Genomic DNA, 19,946 nt, shown 5'->3' on the forward strand with positions numbered 1-19,946 from the left:
CCGGCCGGCGTCGCCCCGACCGGCGGGCCGGTCCTCAGCCCCGGAAGCCCAGCAGCCCGTGCAGGGCCGCGCCGCCCGCCGAGGGCGGGACCGCACGGGTCGCCGTGGTTGGCTTCGGTTCCGCCGGGGCGGGACAGGTGGCGTCCGCGGCGCGGCCCGTCGTCAGATAGGCCGCGACCTTCTCGTCCAGGCACGTGTTGCCGCTCAGCGAGATGCCGTGGTTGCCGCCGCCCTCCTCGACGACCAGGGCCGCGCCCTTGAGCTTGTCCCGCATGCTCAGCGCCCCGCGGAACGGGGTCGCCGCGTCCTGCGTCGCCTGCAGCAGCAGGGCGGGCGGCAGGTCCGCGTTGGCCACGTCGGGGGCCCGCAGCGGCTCGGTGGGCCAGAACGCGCACGGGGCGTTGTACCAGGCGTTGTTCCAGGTCATGAAGGGCGCCTCGGCGTGCGTGCGCCACATGTCCGCGCGCCACTGGTTCCAGTTCCGGGGCCAGGCGGAGTCGCGGCACTGCACGGCGGTGTAGACGCTGTAGCCGTTGCCCGCGGCCGGGTCCACCGCGCCGAACCGCTCGTAGGCGGCCACCAGCGGCTTGGGGTCCTTCTTCACGGCGTACGCGGCGAACGCGTCGGCCAGAGCGGGCCAGTAGCCGTTGAAGTAGCCGCCCGGCATGTAGGTGTCCTCCAGCTCGGACGGGCCCACCGTGCCGCCCGCGGGCGTCCGGCGCAGCTCCTCGCGCACCGCGTACCAGCGCCGCTCGACGCCGGCCGGGTCGGTGCCGAGCCCGTACACGGCGTGGTGCTTCGCCACCCAGCCGAGGAAGTCCTTGTGGCGGGCGTCGAAGGCCCGGTCCTGCGCCAGGTTGTCCTCGTACCAGACCCCGTTCGGGTCGACCACGGAGTCCAGGACGAGGCGGTGCACCCGCCGCGGGTGGAGCTTGGCGTAGACCGCGCCCAGGTAGGTGCCGTACGAGTAGCCGAAGTAGCTGATGCGCTCGGCGCCGAGGGCGGCGCGCAGCAGGTCGATGTCGCGGGCGGCGGAGACCGTGTCGATGTGCGGCAGCACGTCCGCGTGCCGGGCCCCGCAGGACTCGGCGAAGGAGCGCACCCGTTCCAGGTTGGCCCGCTCGGTCGCCGCGTCGAGCGGTACGGAGTCCGGCCGGACCGCCTTGAAGTGGCCCGGCCCGCAGTCGAGCGCCGGCTCGCTCCTGCCGACGCCCCGCGGGTCGAAGCCGATCACGTCGAACCGGGCGGCCACGTCCTTGGGGAGGGCCGAGGCGACGAACCCGGCCAGGGCGCGCCCGCTGCCGCCCGGGCCGCCGGGGTTGACCAGCAGCGGGCCGGCGGAGGTGGCAGCGGTGTGCGGGACCCGGGTCACGGCGAGGGAGATCCGGCGGCCGGCGGGCCGGTCGTGGTCGAGGGGGACCTCGAGGGAGGCGCACTGGAGCGTCGGGTAGCGCGGGGTCGCGCAGCCCGTCCAGCGCAGCGCGGCCTGCTGCGGCGCGGCGGCGGCCGGCGCCGCCGCGGTGACCGGGACCGGGCTCGCGAGAACGGAGGCGACGGCGGCGACGGTCGAGATCGACAGCAGGACAGCGGCGCGCTTCTTCAAGGGGTGCAGCATGGGGCCTCCCAGCCGAGGGTTCTGGGCGGAATCGTCCCGGAAACCACGCCCGGAAGGCGGGATTGGGCGCCCCATTGGCCCGATGTGATGACCTTTCAGGGGTGCGGGGGCCTCACAGGAGGGTGAGCTGGGCGGGTCCGGCCGGCGCCGGCCGCTCGGGGACGACGGTCCGGCGGGCCCTTCCGCGCCCGTTCGGGCCGATGCCGAATTCCGTCGCCAGCTCGTGCACTTGGCGGGTGATCCGGCGCTGGTACCAGGTGGGCGCGTACGCACCGCCCGCGTACATCCGCTCGTAGCGCGCCACCAGGTGCGGGTGGTGCTCGCCCAGCCAGGCCGTGAACCACTCGCGCGCACCGGGCCGCAGATGGAGTACCAGGGGTGTCACCGAGGTGGCCCCCGACTCGGCGACGGCGCGGACGGTGTCCCGCAGCTGCTCCGGCGCGTCCCCCAGGAAGGGGATGACCGGAGCCATCAGCACCCCGCACTCGATCCCGGCGTCGGTCAGGGTCCGCACCGCGTGCAGCCGGGCGGCGGGGGAGGGCGTCCCGGGCTCCACGGTCCGCCACAGTGCGGCGTCCGTGAAGCCGACGGAGACGGAGATCCCGACGTCGGTGACCTCGGCGGCCTCCCGCAGGAGCGGCAGGTCGCGCAGGATCAGCGTGCCCTTGGTGAGGATGGAGAACGGGTTCGCGCGGTCCCGCAGCGCCTCGATGATCCCGGGCATCAGCCGGTAGCGGCCCTCGGCGCGCTGGTAGCAGTCGACGTTGGTCCCCATGGCGATGTGCGCGCCGGTCCACCGGCGCGCACCGAGCTCGCGGCGCAGCAGCTCGGGCGCGTTGGTCTTGACGACGATCTGCGAGTCGAAGCCGAGGCCGGTGTCGAGGTCCAGGTAGCTGTGGGTGTTGCGGGCGAAGCAGTACACGCAGGCGTGACTGCACCCGCGGTAGGGGTTGACCGTCCATTCGAACGGCATGCGCGAGGCCCCCGGCACCCGGTTGACGATCGAGCGGGCCCGGACCTCGTGGAAGGTGATCCCGCGGAACTCGGGGGTGTCGACGGTGCGCGTCACGACGGCGTCGGCCCCGAAGAGCGCGGCGGGGCCGCCCGGGCCCCCGGTCAGATTCTCCCAGCGCATGGTGCCTCCTCGGTGTCGGATTTCCGAGAATAGAACAAACGTTCCCATGATCGTGCGGAGGCATCGGTGCGGCGCCGGGCACGTGCCGGAGGCGCCGGGGCGGCGCCAGGCGTTCCGGAGGGAGGAGGCGCGGCCCTTCCCGGCGGCGGATTTGGGCGACCGCCCCGGAGGTGGTTGGCTTCGCCGTGACGAGCGATCACAACTGCTGGAGGAACAGCCATGGCGCAGGTCGAGGCCACCACGGAGCGGATCATCGCGGCCGACGCGGAGACGGTGTTCGACGCGCTGGCGGACTACACCGGAACCCGCGGGAAGCTGCTGCCCGAGCACTTCAGCGAGTACGAGGTGCGCGAGGGCGGCGACGGCGAGGGGACCCTGGTCCACTGGAAGCTCCAGGCCACCAGCAAGCGCGTGCGCGACTGCCTGCTGGAGGTCACCGAGCCCAACGACGGCCAGCTGGTGGAGAAGGACCGCAACTCCTCCATGGTGACCACCTGGGTGGTCACCCCGGCCGGCGAGGGCAAGTCCCGGGCCGTGGTCACCACCGTCTGGGACGGTGCCGGCGGCATCGGCGGCTTCTTCGAGCGCACCTTCGCCCCCAAGGGCCTCGGGCGGATCTACGACTCCCTGCTGGCCAACCTGGCCGCCGAGGTCGAGGCCTGATCCCGGGCGCACCGCGCCGCCGGGCGGCTCACCGGATCGGGTGGAACGCGCGCCCCCGGTGAGCCCCCGCGACCCGGGCGTGGCCCCGGGCCCGGCGGAGCCGCGCGAGCTAGGCTGGCTCTCCGCAACCGACCGGGGGTTCGATGAAGATCCTCATCTCCGCCGACATGGAGGGCGCCACCGGCGTCACCTGGCCCGAGGACGTGCTGCCCGGAACGGCCGCGTGGGAGCGCTGCCGGTCCCTGTTCACCTCGGACGTCAACGCGGCCGTGCTCGGTTTCTACGACGGCGGCGCCGAGCAGGTCCTCATCAACGAGGCCCACGCGACCATGCGCAACCTGTACCTGGAGAAGCTCGACGCCCGCGCCGAGATGCTCACCGGGCGGCACAAGGCGCTCTCCATGGTCGAAGGCGTCCAGCACGGGGACGTCGACGGGATCGCCTTCGTCGGCTACCACACGGGTGCCGGCGCCGAAGGAGTCCTCGCCCACACCTACCTCGCCAACTCCATCACCGGCGTCTGGCTCAACGGGATCCGGGCCGGCGAGGGCCTGCTCAACGCGCACGTCGTCGCCGAGTACGGGGTGCCGGTCGTCCTGGTCACCGGCGACGACCTGACCTGCGCCGACGCCGCCGGATACGCGCCGGACGCGGTGACCGTCGCGGTGAAGGACCACGTCTCGCGCTACGCCGCCGTGTGCCGGACCCCCGCCCGCACCGCCGCCGACATCCGGGCGGCGGCCAAGGAGGCCACCGCCCTGGCCGTCCGGCGCGAACCCGTGTCCGTGGGCCCCCACACCGTCGAGGTCGAGTTCGACGCCGAGCACCTGGCGATGACCGCCACGCTGGTCCCCGGTGTCGAGCGCAGCGGCGAACGCCGGGTCGCCTACCGCAGCGAGACGATGTACGAGGGGATCCGCACCTTCAAGGCCGTCACGACGGTCGTCTCCACGGCCGTGGAGGAGCAGTATGGCTGACATGCCCGTAGTCGCCGCCGCGGAGGTCCCGGCCCCGGCGCACGACCGCGCCCCGGCCGGCGCCGTGGACCGGGCGGCCCTCGACGAGGCGGTCGAGTTCACCTCCGGCCTCATCCGGATCGACACCACCAACCGGGGCGGCGGCGACTGCCGCGAGCGGCCCGCCGCCGAGTACTGCGCCGAGCGCCTCGCCGCCGCCGGGCTCGAGCCGGTCCTGCTGGAGCGCACCGCGGGCCGCACCAACGTGGTGGCCCGGGTCGCCGGGTCGGACCCGTCCGCGGAGGCCCTCCTCGTCCACGGCCACCTCGACGTGGTGCCGGCCGAGGCCACCGACTGGAGCGTGCACCCCTTCTCGGGGGAGGTCCGGGACGGCGTGGTCTGGGGTCGCGGCGCCGTCGACATGAAGAACACCGACGCGATGGTGCTGGCCGTCGTACGGGCCTGGGCGCGGGCCGGCGTGCGGCCCCGCCGGGACATCGTGATCGCCTTCACCGCCGACGAGGAGGACAGCGCGGTCGACGGCTCCGGCTTCCTCGCCGACCACCACCCGCACCTCTTCGAGGGCTGCACCGAGGGGATCGGCGAGTCCGGCGCCTTCACCGTGCACCCCGGCGACGGCCGGGCCCTCTACCCGATCGCCGCCGGGGAACGCGGCACCGCCTGGCTCAAGCTCACCGCGCACGGCACCGCCGGACACGGCTCCAAGCCCAACCGGGCCAACGCCGTGACCCGGCTCGCCGCCGCCGTCGCCCGGATCGGCGCGTACGAGTGGCCGGTGCGCCTGACCGACACCGTCGTCGCCTGCATCACCGAACTCGCCGCCCTCCAGGGCACGCCGGTGGACCCCAGGGCCCCCGGCTTCGACCTCGACGGGGTGCTCGGCAGCCTCGGGCCGGCCGCCGCCCTGGTCGAGGCGACCGTCCGCAACAGCGCCAACCCCACCATGGTCAGCGCCGGCTACAAGCTCAACGTGATCCCCGGCCAGGCCACCGCCTACGTCGACGGCCGGACGCTGCCGGGCGGCGAGGCCGAGTTCACCGCCACCCTGGACGCGCTCACCGGCCCCGACGTGACGTGGGAGTTCCACCACCGCGAGGTCGCGCTCGAAGCCCCCGTGGACGGGCGGACCTACGCGATCCTGCGCGAGTCCGTCGAACGGTTCGACCCCGAGGGGCACGTGGTGCCCTTCTGCATGGCGGGCGGCACCGACGCCAAGCAGTTCTCCCGGCTCGGCATCACCGGCTACGGTTTCTCCCCCCTGAAGCTGCCGCCCGGCTTCGACTACTGGTCCCTGTTCCACGGCGTGGACGAGCGGGTCCCCGTGGACGCGCTGCACTTCGGCGTCCGCGTCCTCGACCGCGCGCTGCGGACGCTGTGAGGAGGAGCGCGTGACGGCGTCGCCGACCCCGCCCCCCGGAGGCGTGCCGTACGGCGCCCTGCCGTACGGCACCCTGCCCTACGGGAGTTGGCCCTCGCCCCTCACCGCCGAACTCGCCGCCTCGCTCGACGGGCGCCCCGAGTACGTGGGAACGGTCGGCGCCGAGGTGTGGTGGACCGAACCCAGGCCGCGGGAGGGCGGCCGCAGGGCCCTGGTGCGCCGCCCCGCCGACGGCGGCCCCGGTGGGCAGGGCGTCACCGAGCTGCCCGCGCCCTGGGACGTGCGCAGCCGGTTCACCGAATACGGCGGGCTGCCCTGGGCGGGGGCGGAACGGGCCGCGGCGGGGCCGCTGGTGGTCTTCGTCCACTTCGCCGACCAGCGGCTCTACGCCTACGAGCCCGACGCCCCGGGGGACGCCGCGCTGCCGCGGCCCCTGACCCCCGTCTCGGCCGTCGGCGGCGGACTGCGCTGGGCCGACCCGCTGCTGCGCGGCGCCGAAGTCTGGTGCCTGATGGAGGAGTTCACCGGTCCCGCCCCGACCGACGTCCGCCGGCTGCCCGTCGCGGTGCCGTTGGACGGGTCGGCGGCCGAGGACCGGGCCGCCGTACGGGAACTCGGCGACGACCAGCACCGGTTCAGCACCGGCCCGCGGCTCTCGCCGGACGGGCGCCACGCGGCCTGGCTGGTGTGGGACCACCCGCGGATGCCCTGGGACGGGACCGAACTGCGCCTGGCCGAGGTCACGCCGGACGGCCGGCTCGGGCGGGCCCGTACGGTACTGGGCGGCCCCGCCGAGGCCGTCGCCCAGGCCGAGTGGACGGCGGGCGGGACCCTCCTCGCGGTGAGTGACCGCAGCGGCTGGTGGAACCCGTACCGGGTGGACCCGGAGACGGGGGACGCGGTCAACGCGTGCCCCAGGGAAGAGGAGTTCGGCGGCCCGCTGTGGAAGCCCGGGCTGCGCTGGATGGCGCCGCTGCCGGAAGGCCCCGTCGCCGTCCTGCACGGACGCGGCGCCTGCGTCCTCGGCGTCCTCGACCCCGACAGCGGGGACCTGGTCGACGCCGCCGGCCCGTGGACCGCCTGGCAGCCGACGCTGGCCGTGAGCGGCACCCGCGTGTACGGGGTCGCGGCCAGCCCGCGCAGCGCGTACGAGGTGGTGGAACTCGACACCGCCACCGGTCACGCCCGGGTGGTCGGGGCGCCCGGGGTGGATCCGGTGGATCCCGCCTTCTACCCGGAGCCGCAGACCCGCACCTTCATCGGCCCCGACAACCGGGAGGTCCACGCGCACGTCTACCCCCCGCACCACCCGGGCTGCCGGGCCCCCGCCGACGAACTGCCCCCGTACGTGGTCTGGGCGCACGGCGGCCCGACCGACCACGTACCGCCCGTACTCGACCTGCACATCGCCTACTTCACCTCCCGCGGCATCGGCGTCGTCGAGGTGAACTACGGGGGCTCCACCGGCTACGGCCGCGCCTACCGGGAGCGGCTGCGCGAGCAGTGGGGCGTCGTGGACGTGGAGGACTGCGCGGCGGTGGCCCGGGCGCTGGCCGCAGAGGGCACGGCCGACCCGGCCCGGCTCGCCATCCGCGGGGCCAGCGCGGGCGGCTGGACCGCGGCGGCCTCGCTGGCCGCCACGGACCTGTACGTCTGCGCGGCCGTCATCTACCCGGTGCTGGACCTGCTCGGCTTCGCCGAGGAGACCCACGACCTGGAGTCCCGCTACGTCGAGGGCCTCGCCGGACCTCCGCGGGTCCTCGCCGTCCGCTCCCGCGAACGCTCGCCGGTGGCCCGCGCGGACCGGATCACCGCCCCGTTCGTCCTGCTCCAGGGGCTCGACGACCCGGTGTGCCCGCCCGCCCAGGCGGAGCGCCTCCTCGCGGCCCTGCGGGGCCGGCCGGTACCCCATGCCTACCTGGCCTTCCCCGGAGAGGGGCACGGCTTCCGCAGGGCGGAGACGATGGTCCGCGCCCTGGAGGCCGAACTCTCCCTCTACACCCAGGTGTTCGGCATCGAACGCACCGACGTGCCCCGCTTGGAGCTGAGACTGGAGCTCTAGGCCCTGTCGGACGTGTCCTGCAGCCAGACACGGAGCGGGCCGATCGGGGTGAAGCCGGCCTCCACCGCGGCGTCGAGGTCGTCCCCCGACTCGTAGCCGACGACCGGCAGGCCCGGCCGGCGGGCGGCGACCTCGGTGAGCGCCCCCGCCCAGGCGGCGCCGGCGTCGGCGTCGTCGTGGGCGAACACGTTGGACAGGCCGACCACACCGCCGCTGCCGCGGTGCGCGACGGCCCCCGCGACGATCCGGCCCCCCGCGCGGCCCGCGAGGAACAAGGCGCCCCGGCCCGGCAGGCCCGGGTGGAACAGGCCGGTGCCCTCCTCGCCGGCCCAGGCGGCCTCCCACTCGGCGAGCCCGGCGCCGCCGGTCACCGCCGACCACTCCAGGTGCGCGCCGCCCGCCGGGGCGGGCGTCGCGGCGGGGCGGTGGATCCACCGCGCCTCGAACAGCACCGCGAAGCCGTCCCCGGTCAGGTCCAGGTCGGCGAAGCTGTCCTTGACCGAGCAGCCGGGACCGGCGGTGTCGACCGCGGCCAGCAGCGCGGGCCCCGAGGCACCCGGCGCGAGGGTGACGGCGTCGGGGTACAGCGGCGGGGTCCGGCGCGCGCTGGTCCAGCAGTCGGGGCCGAACGCGCCGGCCGGCCCGTGGCCGCGCACGACCGCGTCGCACCACTCGGCGTTGTCGCGCGCCGCCGCCCGCAGGAGCCCGTCCGGGCCGGGGGAAATGATCACGGCGTGATCCTGTCACACGCCCTAACCTGGGCGAATGACGTTTTCCGCGTATGTGACACAGGGCGCGCGCGTGGGCCTGCGGCCCTTCCGGCTCGCCGACGGACCCGAGTTCACCGCCCGCGTGCGGGAGAGCCGCGACCTGCACCACCCCTGGCTGTTCCCGCCCGCGACGCTCGAGGAGTACGAGCCGTACGCCACGCGGCTGACCGAAGGCGACGGCCGTGCCGGCTTCCTCGTGTGCGAACGCGCCACCGGGGCCCTCGCGGGCTTCGTCAACGTCAACAACATCGTCCGGGGCGCCTTCCAGTGCGGAGCCCTCGGCTACGGCGCCTTCGCGCACGCCGCCGGGCGGGGACTGCTCCGCGAGGCACTGCGCCTCATCCTCGCCCACGCCTTCGCCCCGGCCGGCGCGGGCGGCCTCGGCCTGCACCGCCTGGAGGCCAACATCCAGCCGGGCAACACCGCTTCGATCGCGCTGGTCCGCGGTGCCGGCTTCCGGCTGGAAGGGTTCTCGCCCGACTTCCTCCTCGTCGACGGCGCCTGGCGCGACCACGAACGCTGGGCCGTCACCGCCGGAGCGCCCGCCGCGCCCGGGCCCGCGTCCGCACCCCGCCCGGGGCCTTTGCCCAATCCTGACCGGCGCTGATCCGCGGGACCCCTGTGCAGCGGCCGCCGCTGCGTGTTCCATTTCCCCATGGCCACCACCGTCCGCCGCGCCGTACTGACCCTCCCCGCAGCCCCGTTGGGGCCCGAGAATCCGCTGCCCGCCCTGCGCGCTCCCCGTGAGGTGCACCGGCTGGACGAGCGCGCGCGCGACGGCCTGCCGCGCGACATGGCGCGGCAGATGGGCTACGAGCCGCTGCGCTCGCTGCTGCCGGTCCGGATCCGCGACGGCTACGGACGGGAGCGGACGGAGCGGGAGTTCGAGTCGATCGTCATCGAGAACGAGCACCTGCGGGTCACCGTGCTGCCGGGGCTCGGCGGGCGCGTCCACTCCCTCGTGCACCTGCCCACCGGCCGCGAACTGCTCTACCGCAACCCGGTGTTGCAGCCCGCCGACTTCGCCCTCAACGGCGCCTGGTTCTCCGGCGGCATCGAGTGGAACATCGGCGCCACCGGCCACACCACCCTCTCCTGCGCTCCGCTGCACGCCGCGCTCGTCCCCGCCCCGGACGGCGGCGAGATGGTCCGGCTGTGGGAGTGGGAACGGCTGCGCGACCTGCCCTTCCAGGTGGACCTGTGGCTGCCCGGGGACTCGGAGTTCCTCTACGTCGGCGTCCGCGTGCGCAACCCGCACGAGCGGCCCGCACCCGTCTACTGGTGGTCCAACACCGCCGTACCGGAGGACCCGGGCACCCGCGTTCTCGCCCCCGCGGACGAGGCGTGGCACTTCGGCTACGAGCGCGCGCTGCGCCGCATCCCGGTGCCCGAGTGGCAGGGAGCGGACCGCACCTACCCGCTCCGCAGCGAGTACCCGGCCGACTTCTTCTACGAGGTGCCGGCCGGGGCCCGGCCCTGGATCGCCTCCCTCGGCGCCGACGGGCGGGGGCTGGTGCAGACCTCCACCGCCCGGCTGCGTGGGCGCAAGCTCTTCGTCTGGGGCGCGGGCGCCGGCGGCCGGCGCTGGCAGGAGTGGCTGACCGAGCCGGGCACGGGTGGCTACGCCGAGATCCAGGCGGGGCTGGCCCGCACCCAGCTGGAGCACGTACGCCTCGAGGCGGGGGCGGAGTTCAGCTGGCTGGAGGCGTACGGTCCGCTGTCCGCACCGGTCCCGGCCGTGCACGGAGCCGACTGGGCGGCGGCCCGGGGCGCCGCGCTGGACGCGCTGGACGCCGTACTGCCCCGGGAGCGCGTGGACGCGGCCTACGAGGCGTGGCGGGAGCGCGCCGACGCCGAGCCGGGGGAGCGGTTGGCCGCGGGATCGGGCTGGGGGGCGCTGGAGGTGATGTGCGGCGGCCACAAGCTGCCGGGCACCCCCTTCGAGGAGTCCGCGCTCGGGGAGGACCAGCAGCCGTGGCTGGAGCTGTGGCGCACGGGGGTCTTCCCGCCCGCGCGCCGGGTGGCCCCGCCGGGACCGAGCCTGGTCGCCGCGCACTGGCGGGACATGCTGGAGACGGCCCCGGCGGAACCGCTGACCGAGTACCACCTGGGCGTGGCCCAGTGGCACGCGGGGGACGTGGCCCAGGCCGTCCGCAGCTGGGAGCGCGGCCTGGCCCTCGCCCCCTCGCGGTGGCCGCTGCTGCGCTGCCTGGCCCTCGCGGACGCACTCGCCGGTGACGTGGCGAGGGCGGCCGACGGGTACGCGGCGGCCTTCGACGACCTCGCCGCGGAGAGCCGCGGCGGCGAGGCGTGGACGGCCGCGGAGTCGGCGCTCGGACAGGAGGCGATGGCGGCCCTGCTGGCCGCCGGCCGCCTGCCCGGGGCCCGCCGGGTCTGGGACCGGTTGCGGCCCGCCCTGCGCGAGCGGGGCCGCTTCCGGCTCCTCGCCGCCCGGCTGCTGGCGGCGGAGGGCCACGCGGCGGCGGCCCGGCGGGTCTTCGAGGAGGGCTTGGAGATTCCGGACCTGCGGGAGGGCGAGGAGAGCCTCGGCGAGGCATGGTCGGAGCTGACCGACCGCCCGCTCCCGGCCCGTTACGACTTCCGCATGCGCCCCTCGGGCTGACGGCCGCGGCCCGGCCGTCAGGTTCCCGACCGGGCGAGGAGAGGGGGCGCGGGGGGACCGGTCCCCACCAGGACGGCGAGAGCCGTGCCGCAATCGCTGCCGGAGCGGCACGCCGAGGCGCTCGGCCTCTTCGGCGGCGGCTGCGCGCCGTCGCGCACGACCAGTGGGGCGCGCCCGCCCCGTGCACCCGGTGGACGGGGCGGGACCTGGTCGACCACGTCACCGGGGAGCGGCTGGGGATCCCGCCGCTGGTCCCCGGGGGCCGCCCGGTCGCGGAGCTGGGCGACGCGTTCTGCCGGTGAGGTACTGGGTCGTGCACGCCTGGGACCGGTCCCGGGCGATCTCTGGTGGGGAGGCGGGGCTGAGGACGGGACGCTCCGGCCCGGTAGGCCCTTCACCTCGATAGCGGGCATATCCCCGTGAATAATCGTATAAAGGTCAGGGCTGGAGGAGCGGAGCGCACGAGCGCGGGAGGCGGGCGACGGTGGAGGGGATGCAGCGCACCACGGCGGAGGGCCGGGGCCCGGTCCCGGAGGGCCGCGGCCCCGTCCGGTACGGCCCACCGCCCGAGCCCGGCCTGCCCGCGCTGCCCGAACTCGTCGGCGTGCTCGCCGAGGCCGCCGCCGTGCGCGCCGCCCCCGAACCCCCCGGCGGCGGCCACCCCGTCCGGCAGGCCGCCTGCCGGTACTGGGCTCGCCGGGGGCTGGTGACCGACCCGCAGGACGTGGCGGCGGGGCCGGGAGCCCCGGCGCTGCTGCTCGCGCTGCTCGGCGCGTACGGGGGCGACGTCCTGCTGCCCCGCCCGTGCCCCGCCTGGTGGACCCCGCAGGTCCGGCTGCTGGGACGGCGGGCCTATCACGTGTCGACGCCCGCCGAGTGCGGCGGCGTCCCGGACCCGTACGCCCTGCTGGAGACCGTGCGGCGGGTGCGCGCCGAGGGCGGCGACCCCCGCGTGCTGCTCCTGTCCGTCGCCGACGACCCGACCGCGACCGTGCCGCCGCCCGAGATGCTGCGGGAGGCGTGCGAGGCCGCCGAGTCCGCCGGGCTCTTCGTGGTCAGCGACGAGAGCTGGCGCGACACCGTCCACCGGCCGCACGACACCCTCGTCCTCAGTCCGGCCGAGATGCTCCCCGACCGGGTGGCCGTCCTCCTCGACCTGTCGGGGTCGCTGCTGCCCCCCGGCTGGCCCGCCGCCGTCGTCCGCTTCCCCGACACCCCGCGCGGGACGTGGCTGCGCGCCGGCACCCTCGACGTCCTGACCGCGACCGGCGCGCTGGTCGCCGGTCCGGTCGCGGGAGCCGCCGCCCACGCCCTCGACGAACCCGGCGCCGTCGCCGGACGGGCCCGCGCGGCGGCCGCCCTGCACGGCGCGGTCGCCGCCGCCGCCCACCGCGAACTCCTCGCCGCCGGGGCGCTGGTCCGGCCCCCGCAGGCAGGCCGGCACCTCTACGCGGACCTGACCCCGCTGCGGGAGGGCCTCGCCCGGCACGGGGTCGGGGACGCCATGGAGCTGGAGGACTGGCTCGGCACCCGGCTCGGCGCGCCCACCCCGGGCGGACAGCGGTTCGCGGACGAACCGGTCGCGCTGCGCGTCCGGCTGTCCACCGGACCGCTGCTGGGTGCCACCCCCGAGGAACGGCTGGACGCCCTCACCGCCCGCGACCCGCTCGCGCTGCCCCCCGTACGGCGCTCCCTGGACCTCCTCGGATCAGTCCTGGCCGAACTGACCTGATGCCCGCCCGGTGAAGGGAGCCCGCCCCATGCCCAACCGTCCGCCCACCCAGACCCCCGAGGCCGCGCCCCCGCAGCTCGCCGACCCGGCTGCGGCCCCCACCCCCGCTGCCGCCCCGCCGGCGCACCCGGTCCCCGCCGCCGCCACCGCTCCCGCCCCGGCCGGCGTTGCTCCCGCTCCCGCCCCCGTGTCTGCGCTCCGGCCGCTGGGCGAGTTCCGGCGGTGGCCGCGCTCCTTCGCGGATCGGCTGACCACCCCGCTCCCCGGTGTCCGGGGCTTCGCGCGGCTCGCGCGGGAGGGTGCCTTCCGGCCCGGGCCGGAAGGGCTGCGCGGGATCCCCGACCTGCCGTACGAGCCCGCCCCGCTGCCCCCCGTGGGCGCCGGCTCCGTCTGCGTCACCTGGGCCGGGCACGCCAGCTGGGTGCTGCGGACGGGCGGACTGACCGTACTGACCGACCCCGTCTGGTCCCGCCGGATCCTCGGCACCCCGTCCCGGATGACGCCGGTCGGGGTGCGCTGGGAGGACCTGCCGCCGGTGGACGCGGTGGTCATCAGCCACAACCACTACGACCACCTCGACGCGCCCACCCTCCGGCGGCTGCCCCGGCACACCGCGCTCTTCGTCCCCGCCGGCCTGGCCCGCTGGTTCCGCCGCCGGGGCTTCACCCGCGTCACCGAGCTCGACTGGTGGGAGTCGGCCGAACTGGACGGGGTGCGCTTCGAGTTCGTCCCGGCCCACCACTGGTCCAAGCGCTCGCTGGTCGACACCTGCCGGTCCCTGTGGGGCGGCTGGATCCTCACCGACACCCGCAGCCCCGCCCCCCGCACGCTCTACTTCGCGGGCGACACCGGTTACGGCCACTGGTTCGGGGAGATCGCCCGCCGCCACCCCGGCATCGACCTCGCCCTGCTGCCCATCGGCGCCTACGCGCCGCGCTGGTGGCTCGGCGACGTCCACACCGACCCCGAGGAGGCGGTCCGGGCCTTCCTCGACCTCGGCGCCCGGCGGATGGCCCCCATGCACTGGGGCGCCTTCGTCCTGTCGGCCGAACCCGTCATGGAACCCCTGCACCGCGTCCGGGCGGCCTGGTCCCGCGCGTCCCTGCCCCGCGAACACCTCTGGGACCTGCCCATCGGCGCCTCCCGCACCCTGGCCCCCGGCTAGGCCGTGCCTTTCGGATCAGGCCGGCCCATACCCGACCGGGCCCGCCGCCAGAGCGTCGGGGCCGCGCTGACCAGCAGCGTCAGTGCCACCACCAGCGCCACGCCCTGCCAGGGCTCCGCGAAGAGCGAGCCTCCCAGAATGCCGATCAGGCCGTACGTCGCCGCCCACGCGAGACAGGCCGGACCGTCACCGCGCGCGAAGCGGCGCAGGGGCACCTCCGCCAGCAGGCAGGCCAGCATCACCGGGATGCGGCCCGCCGGCAGGAGCCGGGAGACCACCAGGACCAGCACCCCGTGCTCCTCCAGCCCCGCCCGCGCCTGCTCCAGCCGCTCGGGCGTGGCCCGCCTGCGCAGCGCCTCGAGCCAGCGCGAGCCGCCCTTCGACCGCACTCCGCGCCGCCCGAGCCAGTACAGCGCGACGTCCCCCGTGAACGCGGCCAGCGCCGAGACCCCGAACACCAGCGCCAACCCGGCGGGCAGCGGCTCCTGGTGGACCGCCACCACCGCGGCCGCGCTCACCAGCGCCCCCGTCGGGATCACCGGCACCAGCGCGCCGAGCGCCACCAGCACGAACAGCGCCGGGTAGCCCACCACCTGCCGGGCGGTCTCCGGCGGCACCTGCCCGGCCGCCACCGCGATCTCGCGCCAGGTCACGGCAACCGCACCCGCTCGCCGTGCGCGGGCACCCGTACGGTCACCTTCGGCGCGAGCCGCGCCGCCCGGAGCGCGAACTCCTCGCCCGGCGCGTGGAACTCGTGCGGGCGCACCGCGTCCATCCCGATCGGCCAGTACGTCCCGTAGTGCACCGGGACCGCCGCCGCCGGGGCCAACTCGGCCAGCGCCAGCGCCGCCCGCCCCGCGTCCAGGTGCCCCGGGCCCAGGTGGGGACCCCAGCCGCCCACCGGCAGCAGCGCCACGTCCACCGGGCCGACCTCCTCGGCCATCGTCGCGAACAGCCCGGTGTCCCCGGCGAAATAGGTCCGGGCCGCGCCCTGGACGACGTACCCCAGGGCCGGCACCCGCTGCGGCCCGAACGGCAGCCGCCGTCCGTCGTGCAGGGCGCTGACCGCCCGTACCCGTACGCCGCCGCCCACCGCGACCTCCTCGCCCGGCGCCACCTCCGTCACCGCCAGCCCGCGCAGCCCGGCCGTCCGGGCCAGCCCCGGCACCGCCCGGCGCGCACCGCGCGGCGCCAGCAGCCGGGTGCCGGGCGCCAGCAGCCGCAGCGAGGGCAGGTGCAGGTGGTCGGGGTGCAGGTGCGAGACCAGCACCACGTCCGCCCGCGCCACCTCGGGGGGCGGCACCGCGCCGCGGCGCCGCCGCAGATGGGCCAGCCGCCGCGCGAACAGCGGATCCGTCAGGATCCGCACCCCGGAGTCCTCGACCGTGCACGTGGCATGGCCCCACCAGGTGACCTCCACCCGCACCGCCCTCCCTCCCGCACCGCAGCGCTCCCTCGACCCTAGAGGCTGCCCCGCCGAGCGGCCCGGAACCGGCGGCCGCCGCCCCCTCCTCCCCGGCGGTGGATCGGAGTAGGGTCTGGCGCCATGGAAGAGCTGCGCGTGGCCGCTATCGCCAGCCTGGCCCCGCTCGAGGAACTCGACGCCGACCCCTTCGCCGTGGACACCCGCAGCCAGCACACCGTGTGTGCGCGCTGGGCCGCAGACCGGGGGTACGTCGTCACGCGGCACCTGCTCGTCTACGGGCTGCGGGCCGACCACTGCGGACTCTGGTCCGACGTCGACACCGGGCAGGTCGACCTCTTCGTCGCCGCCAACCAGCGGGTGCTGGCCCGCGCCCTGGGCTCCGTGGAGGAGTTCAGCGCCGAGTGCGCGCGGCGCGGGGTGCGGCTGGAGACCGCCGGGCACCGGGAACCCGCCTACACCTCCGCGATGAAGGCCGAGGTGCACCGCCGGCTGTCGATGCCGACCGCGGGCTACGACGGCACCTGACGCACGGGGCCTGACCGCAGCGCCGCACCGACCGCAGCGCCGCGCCGACCGCAGCGCCGCGCCGACCGCGGCGCCGCGCCGACCGCAGCGCGGCGCCCCCGGTGAACCGGCGCCGCCCCGCACCCCGGTGCGCCGTCCGTGTCACCCGGCCGGGTGAGCCGCGTTGTGCGAGCCTGGAGGCGTGAGCGGGTCCGGGGGAGGGTGCGGCGTGGGGCGAGGACGGTGGCGGACGGCCGGCGGCGCGCTGGTGCGGGTCGCCGTCGTGTGGGCGGTGTCCACCCTGACGATGCTCGCGCTGGCCGGCCTCCTGCCGGACTTCCGGCTCCGGTCCGATGAGGACGACAGCATCACCCGGATCGCACTGACGGCCGCGTGGGGCGCCGGCGCCTTCGGCGTGCTGAGCGCACTGGTCTGGCCGGTGCTCGTACGGGCGCTGCTGCTGGTGCCCGCCCTGGTGCTCGGACTGCTCGTCTTCTTCCTCAACGGCTCCCTGCTGCTGATAGCCCTCAGCCCGATCCCGGCGGGGGGCGGCGCGGCGCCCCCCGACACGGCCGTGGTGGTCGCCGCCGTGATGTCGGCCGTGGCATCCGCGACCTCGACGGCGCTGGCCGTGCGCGACGACGAGGCCTACCGGCGGCGCCTCTACCGCCTCGCCGACCGGCGCCGCCGCCGGCAGCAGCGGGCCGGCGCGCCCGGGGCCGACGAGTCCGCGCCCGGGCTGCTCTTCCTCCAGCTCGACGGCGTCGGGTACGAGACGCTGCGCCGGGCCGCGCGCGAGGGCCTGATGCCGACCGTCGCCGCCCGGCTGGCCGGCGGCCACCGCCTCGCCCCCTGGCGCACCGACTGGTCGAGCCAGACGGGCGCCAGCCAGCTCGGCATCCTGCACGGCTCCACCTTCGACGTGCCCGCGTTCCGCTGGTACGAGAAGGACACCGGCGAGGTGGTCGTCTGCAACCGGCCCACCAGCGCGGCCGAACTCCAGCGGCGCGCCGTCGCACGCACCGCCGACGGCGGCCTGCTCACCCTCGACGGGGCCAGCCGCGGAAACCTGTTCAGCGGCGGTGCGGACCAGCTGGCGCTGGTGCTGTCGGTGTCCGCCCGCCGGGGCCGGGCCAACCGGTCCCGCGCCGGCTACTTCACGTACTTCTCCGATCCGGCCAACGCCGTCCGGACCGCCCTGTCGTTCGTGGCCGAGGTGGCCCGGGAGATCGGCCAGTCGCTGCGGGCGCGGATCCGCGGGGACCGGCCGCGCGTGGCGCGCGGCGGGCTGTACCCGCTGATCCGGGCCTTCGCGACCGTCGTCGAACGGGACGTGGTCGTGGCCGCCGTGATCGGCGACCTGCTGGCCGGGCGCGCCGCGGTCTACGCCGATCTGGTCGCCTACGACGAGGTCGCCTACCACTCCGGCCCGTACGGCCGGGACGCCGGCCAGGTGCTGGCACGCCTCGACCGCAGCCTCGCCCTGATCGCCCGGGTCGCCGAACACGCGCCGCGCGCCTACCGGATCGTGCTGCTCTCCGACCACGGCCAGAGCCCGGGGGAGACCTTCCTCAGCCGGTACGGGCTCACCCTCGAGGACCTGGTGAGGGCGGGCTGCGGGCTGCCCGTCCCGCGCCGGGCCGGCCGCACCCGCAGCGGAGCGGAGGCCCGGGCGGCGGTCCGGGCGGCCCTGCACCGGCCGGTGGAGGAGGACGGCGAGGAGGCCCGCCCCCCGCGGGGGCCGGGCCCGGTGGTGCTCGCCTCCGGCAACCTCGGGCTGATCTCCTTCCCGGACCTGCCCGGCCGGGCCTCGCGCGCCGACATCGAGCGCCGGCACCCCGCCCTCCTGGCGACCCTGGCGAACCATCCGGGCGTCGGCTTCGTCCTGGCGGACGGGGTGGTGCTGGCCGCCGGCGGGAGGGAGGCGCGGCTCGACGTCCCCGGGGAGGCGGAGGAACTGCTGGCCCCGTTCGGCCCCGGAGCGGCCGCCGCCGTGCGCCGGACCGACGGCTTCCCGCACGTCGCCGACGTGATGGTGAACTCGGCCTACGACCCGCGCACGGGCGAGGTGCACGCCTTCGAGGAGCAGATCGGCTCGCACGGGGGCCTGGGTGGAGAGCAGGGGCACGCGTTCCTGATGTGGCCGGCCGAACTGTCGGACCCGGACGGCGAGCTGGTGGGCGCGGAGGCGGTGCACGGCGTACTGCGGCGCTGGCTGCGGGAGGCGGATGGCCCGCAGGTCCCCCTGGGTCACCCGCTCCGGCGCGCGCGGGAGGCGGAGGAGGATCCCCGGCCGTCGCACGCCCCAGGCGGAACGTTTCCTTCCGCAGGGCACCCCGTGCCGGACGAAACCCGGTGATTTGGTACCGCTCCGGCCGTCGTCAACCATGGGGAGACCTGCCCACCATGTGAGACATCCCGAGGCGCACCACCGATGACCAGCACCGCAACCCCGCCCACCCCGGCATCCAGGCCCGCGTCGGCGCGACCGCGAGGAGAACGGCGGTTCGGTCTGCCGATCGCCACCTGCCTGGTCATGGGCAACATCATCGGCGGCGGGATTTTCCTCCTGCCCGCGTCGGTGGCCCCCTTCGGCACCATCAGCCTGGTCGCCTTCGGCGTGCTCACCCTCGGCGCGGTCGCCCTCGCCCTGGTCTTCGGCCGCCTCGCCCGGCGACACCCGAGGACCGGCGGCCCGTACGTGTACGCCCGGGCCGCGTTCGGCGACTTCGCCGGATTCCTCGCCGCCTGGAGCTACTGGATCACCACCTGGGTCTCCAACGCGGCCCTCGCGGTGGCGGCCGTCGGCTACCTCGGCGTGCTCTTCCCCGCCGTCGGCGCGCACCAGTGGACCATGTGCCTGGCCGCCCTTACCGTGCAGTGGCTGCCGGCGCTCGCCAACCTGGCCGGAACCCGGTACGTCGGAGCCGTCCAACTGGTGGCCACCGTACTGAAGTTCGCCCCGCTGCTGCTGGTCGCCGTGGGCGGCCTGCTGTTCTTCGACCCGGCCAACCTCGGTCCCTTCCGGGCCACCGACCAGAGCGCGGTCGGCGCCGTCTCCGCCTCCGCCGCGATCCTGCTCTTCAGCTACCTGGGCGTGGAGTCGGCCGCCGTCAGCGCGGGCGAGGTCCGCGACCCCGCCCGCAACGTCGGCCGGGCCACCATCCTCGGCACGGCGGGCGCGGCCGCCGTCTACCTGCTGGGCACCCTTGCCGTCTTCGGCCTGGTCCCCCACGACACGCTCGTCTCCTCCCGGGCCCCCTTCACGGACGCCGTCAACGCCATGTTCGGCGGCAGCTGGGGCGGCACGGTCGTCGCCTGCGCGGCCGTGGTATCGATGGTCGGCGCGCTCAACGGATGGACCCTGCTCAGCGCGCAGACCCCGTACGCGGCGGCCCGGGACGGCCTCTTCCCGAAGGTCTTCGAGACCAGGAAGCGCGGTGTCCCGGTGGTCGGCGTGGTCGTCACGGTCGTCCTCGCCTCCGCCCTGACCGTCTACAACTACACGGCCGGCCCGGCGGGCGTGTTCGAAGTCCTGGTGCTCGTCACCACGTTCACCGCCACCGTCCCCTACCTGCTCTCCACCGCGGCGCAGCTCTACTTCCTGCTGTCGGGCCGGGCCGAGCGGGTCCACCGGGGGCGCCTGGTCCGCGACGGTGTCCTGGCCGGGCTGGCGTTCGCCTTCTCCCTGTGGCTGGTGGCCGGGTCGGGCTACGCCGCCGTCTACCAGGGAGTGCTCTTCCTCTTCGCGGGCGTGGCGGTCTACGCCGTGATGGCGGCCCGCAGGCGGCATGCCGCCGAAGCGGCCGCGGCGTAGCCGCGGGGACCCCCGCGTGCGGTGACCGGAACGGGCGAAAGGCACCCCGCGCAGCCGGAGCGGGCGTGCCCGCTCCGGC

At 76.1% G+C, this 19,946-nt stretch carries 17 protein-coding genes; 12 read left to right on the forward strand and 5 right to left on the reverse strand.

Going from position 1 to position 19,946, the window contains the following annotated elements; all coding sequences use genetic code 11:
* Positions 1 to 34: 34 nt before the first annotated feature.
* Together AC07FY_RS04225 and AC07FY_RS04230 are read right to left on the reverse strand one after the other, a co-directional pair.
* The gene (locus AC07FY_RS04225) at positions 35 to 1,615 is read right to left on the reverse strand and encodes an alpha/beta hydrolase (RefSeq protein ID WP_479000120.1); all 1,581 of its coding nucleotides are present in this window, start codon (positions 1,613 to 1,615) and stop codon (positions 35 to 37) included.
* A gap of 112 nt (positions 1,616 to 1,727) precedes the next feature.
* Positions 1,728 to 2,750 carry an Rv2578c family radical SAM protein gene (locus AC07FY_RS04230; protein WP_479000123.1) on the reverse strand — a complete coding sequence of 341 codons (1,023 nt, stop codon included), beginning with the start codon at positions 2,748 to 2,750 and terminating at the stop codon, positions 1,728 to 1,730.
* Between the two features lie 219 nt (positions 2,751 to 2,969).
* Between AC07FY_RS04230 and AC07FY_RS04235 the strand changes: the two genes are divergently transcribed.
* The 4 genes from AC07FY_RS04235 to AC07FY_RS04250 all read left to right on the forward strand — a co-directional run bounded on the left by AC07FY_RS04235 (position 2,970) and on the right by AC07FY_RS04250 (position 7,830).
* Positions 2,970 to 3,413, forward strand: coding sequence for an SRPBCC family protein (locus AC07FY_RS04235; RefSeq protein WP_479000126.1), 444 nt, complete (start codon positions 2,970 to 2,972; stop codon positions 3,411 to 3,413).
* A gap of 143 nt (positions 3,414 to 3,556) precedes the next feature.
* Complete coding sequence (locus tag AC07FY_RS04240) at positions 3,557 to 4,390, forward strand: M55 family metallopeptidase (RefSeq protein WP_479000129.1); 834 nt, start codon at positions 3,557 to 3,559, stop codon at positions 4,388 to 4,390.
* 1 nt (position 4,391) lies between these two features.
* Entirely contained in the window at positions 4,392 to 5,768 is a 1,377-nt protein-coding gene (locus AC07FY_RS04245) for a M20/M25/M40 family metallo-hydrolase (RefSeq protein ID WP_479000132.1), read from the forward strand.
* A gap of 43 nt (positions 5,769 to 5,811) precedes the next feature.
* Positions 5,812 to 7,830 (forward strand): prolyl oligopeptidase family serine peptidase, encoded by a 2,019-nt coding sequence (locus AC07FY_RS04250; RefSeq protein WP_479001531.1) that lies wholly within the window; start codon positions 5,812 to 5,814, stop codon positions 7,828 to 7,830.
* Here the strand turns inward: AC07FY_RS04250 and AC07FY_RS04255 are convergent.
* Positions 7,827 to 8,561 (reverse strand): hypothetical protein, encoded by a 735-nt coding sequence (locus tag AC07FY_RS04255; RefSeq protein ID WP_479000135.1) that lies wholly within the window; start codon positions 8,559 to 8,561, stop codon positions 7,827 to 7,829. The two genes, AC07FY_RS04250 and AC07FY_RS04255, sit on opposite strands and share 4 nt — an antisense overlap.
* Before the next feature lie 34 nt (positions 8,562 to 8,595).
* Between AC07FY_RS04255 and AC07FY_RS04260 the strand changes: the two genes are divergently transcribed.
* The 5 genes from AC07FY_RS04260 (at position 8,596) to AC07FY_RS04280 (ending at position 14,120) form a co-directional block, all read left to right on the forward strand.
* A complete protein-coding gene (locus AC07FY_RS04260; protein ID WP_479000138.1) occupies positions 8,596 to 9,207 on the forward strand; it encodes a GNAT family N-acetyltransferase in 612 nt (203 codons plus the stop codon).
* A gap of 48 nt (positions 9,208 to 9,255) precedes the next feature.
* Positions 9,256 to 11,223 carry a DUF5107 domain-containing protein gene (locus tag AC07FY_RS04265; RefSeq protein WP_479000141.1) on the forward strand — a complete coding sequence of 656 codons (1,968 nt, stop codon included), beginning with the start codon at positions 9,256 to 9,258 and terminating at the stop codon, positions 11,221 to 11,223.
* Positions 11,157 to 11,525: a maleylpyruvate isomerase N-terminal domain-containing protein gene (locus tag AC07FY_RS04270; RefSeq protein ID WP_479000144.1), complete on the forward strand. Its 369-nt coding sequence runs from the start codon at positions 11,157 to 11,159 to the stop codon at positions 11,523 to 11,525. The genes AC07FY_RS04265 and AC07FY_RS04270 overlap by 67 nt, the downstream gene beginning before the upstream one ends.
* 191 nt (positions 11,526 to 11,716) lie before the next feature.
* Entirely contained in the window at positions 11,717 to 12,955 is a 1,239-nt protein-coding gene (locus AC07FY_RS04275) for an aminotransferase class I/II-fold pyridoxal phosphate-dependent enzyme (protein WP_479000147.1), read from the forward strand.
* A 28-nt stretch (positions 12,956 to 12,983) separates the two neighbouring features.
* The gene (locus tag AC07FY_RS04280) at positions 12,984 to 14,120 is read left to right on the forward strand and encodes an MBL fold metallo-hydrolase (protein ID WP_479000150.1); all 1,137 of its coding nucleotides are present in this window, start codon (positions 12,984 to 12,986) and stop codon (positions 14,118 to 14,120) included.
* Here the strand turns inward: AC07FY_RS04280 and AC07FY_RS04285 are convergent.
* Both AC07FY_RS04285 and AC07FY_RS04290 read right to left on the reverse strand, forming a co-directional pair.
* Entirely contained in the window at positions 14,117 to 14,773 is a 657-nt protein-coding gene (locus AC07FY_RS04285) for a DedA family protein (protein ID WP_479000153.1), read from the reverse strand. The two genes, AC07FY_RS04280 and AC07FY_RS04285, sit on opposite strands and share 4 nt — an antisense overlap.
* Positions 14,770 to 15,546, reverse strand: coding sequence for an MBL fold metallo-hydrolase (locus AC07FY_RS04290; protein ID WP_479000156.1), 777 nt, complete (start codon positions 15,544 to 15,546; stop codon positions 14,770 to 14,772). The genes AC07FY_RS04285 and AC07FY_RS04290 overlap by 4 nt, the downstream gene beginning before the upstream one ends.
* 120 nt (positions 15,547 to 15,666) lie before the next feature.
* Between AC07FY_RS04290 and AC07FY_RS04295 the strand changes: the two genes are divergently transcribed.
* The 3 genes from AC07FY_RS04295 to AC07FY_RS04305 all read left to right on the forward strand — a co-directional run bounded on the left by AC07FY_RS04295 (position 15,667) and on the right by AC07FY_RS04305 (position 19,867).
* Positions 15,667 to 16,071 (forward strand): hypothetical protein, encoded by a 405-nt coding sequence (locus AC07FY_RS04295; RefSeq protein ID WP_479000159.1) that lies wholly within the window; start codon positions 15,667 to 15,669, stop codon positions 16,069 to 16,071.
* Positions 16,072 to 16,279: 208 nt separating this feature from the next.
* Entirely contained in the window at positions 16,280 to 18,409 is a 2,130-nt protein-coding gene (locus AC07FY_RS04300; protein WP_479000162.1) for a phage holin family protein, read from the forward strand.
* A gap of 75 nt (positions 18,410 to 18,484) precedes the next feature.
* A complete protein-coding gene (locus AC07FY_RS04305) occupies positions 18,485 to 19,867 on the forward strand; it encodes an amino acid permease (protein ID WP_479000164.1) in 1,383 nt (460 codons plus the stop codon).
* Positions 19,868 to 19,946: the final 79 nt, after the last annotated feature.

It is taken from the genome of Streptomyces sp. NPDC045967, from assembly GCF_056430495.1.

Bases quoted from the DNA above. Each gene is read 5' to 3' on its own strand.
- AC07FY_RS04260 (WP_479000138.1), top strand. From the start codon at position 8,596: ATGACGTTTTCCGCGTATGTGACACAGGGCGCGCGCGTGGGCCTGCGG.
- AC07FY_RS04245 (WP_479000132.1), top strand. From the start codon at position 4,392: ATGCCCGTAGTCGCCGCCGCGGAGGTCCCGGCCCCGGCGCACGACCGC.
- AC07FY_RS04235 (WP_479000126.1), top strand. From the start codon at position 2,970: ATGGCGCAGGTCGAGGCCACCACGGAGCGGATCATCGCGGCCGACGCG.
- AC07FY_RS04265 (WP_479000141.1), top strand. From the start codon at position 9,256: ATGGCCACCACCGTCCGCCGCGCCGTACTGACCCTCCCCGCAGCCCCG.
- AC07FY_RS04305 (WP_479000164.1), top strand. From the start codon at position 18,485: ATGACCAGCACCGCAACCCCGCCCACCCCGGCATCCAGGCCCGCGTCG.
- AC07FY_RS04270 (WP_479000144.1), top strand. From the start codon at position 11,157: ATGGTCGGAGCTGACCGACCGCCCGCTCCCGGCCCGTTACGACTTCCG.
- AC07FY_RS04225 (WP_479000120.1), bottom strand. From the start codon at position 1,615: ATGCTGCACCCCTTGAAGAAGCGCGCCGCTGTCCTGCTGTCGATCTCG.
- AC07FY_RS04230 (WP_479000123.1), bottom strand. From the start codon at position 2,750: ATGCGCTGGGAGAATCTGACCGGGGGCCCGGGCGGCCCCGCCGCGCTC.
- AC07FY_RS04275 (WP_479000147.1), top strand. From the start codon at position 11,717: ATGCAGCGCACCACGGCGGAGGGCCGGGGCCCGGTCCCGGAGGGCCGC.
- AC07FY_RS04240 (WP_479000129.1), top strand. From the start codon at position 3,557: ATGAAGATCCTCATCTCCGCCGACATGGAGGGCGCCACCGGCGTCACC.
- AC07FY_RS04280 (WP_479000150.1), top strand. From the start codon at position 12,984: ATGCCCAACCGTCCGCCCACCCAGACCCCCGAGGCCGCGCCCCCGCAG.
- AC07FY_RS04295 (WP_479000159.1), top strand. From the start codon at position 15,667: ATGGAAGAGCTGCGCGTGGCCGCTATCGCCAGCCTGGCCCCGCTCGAG.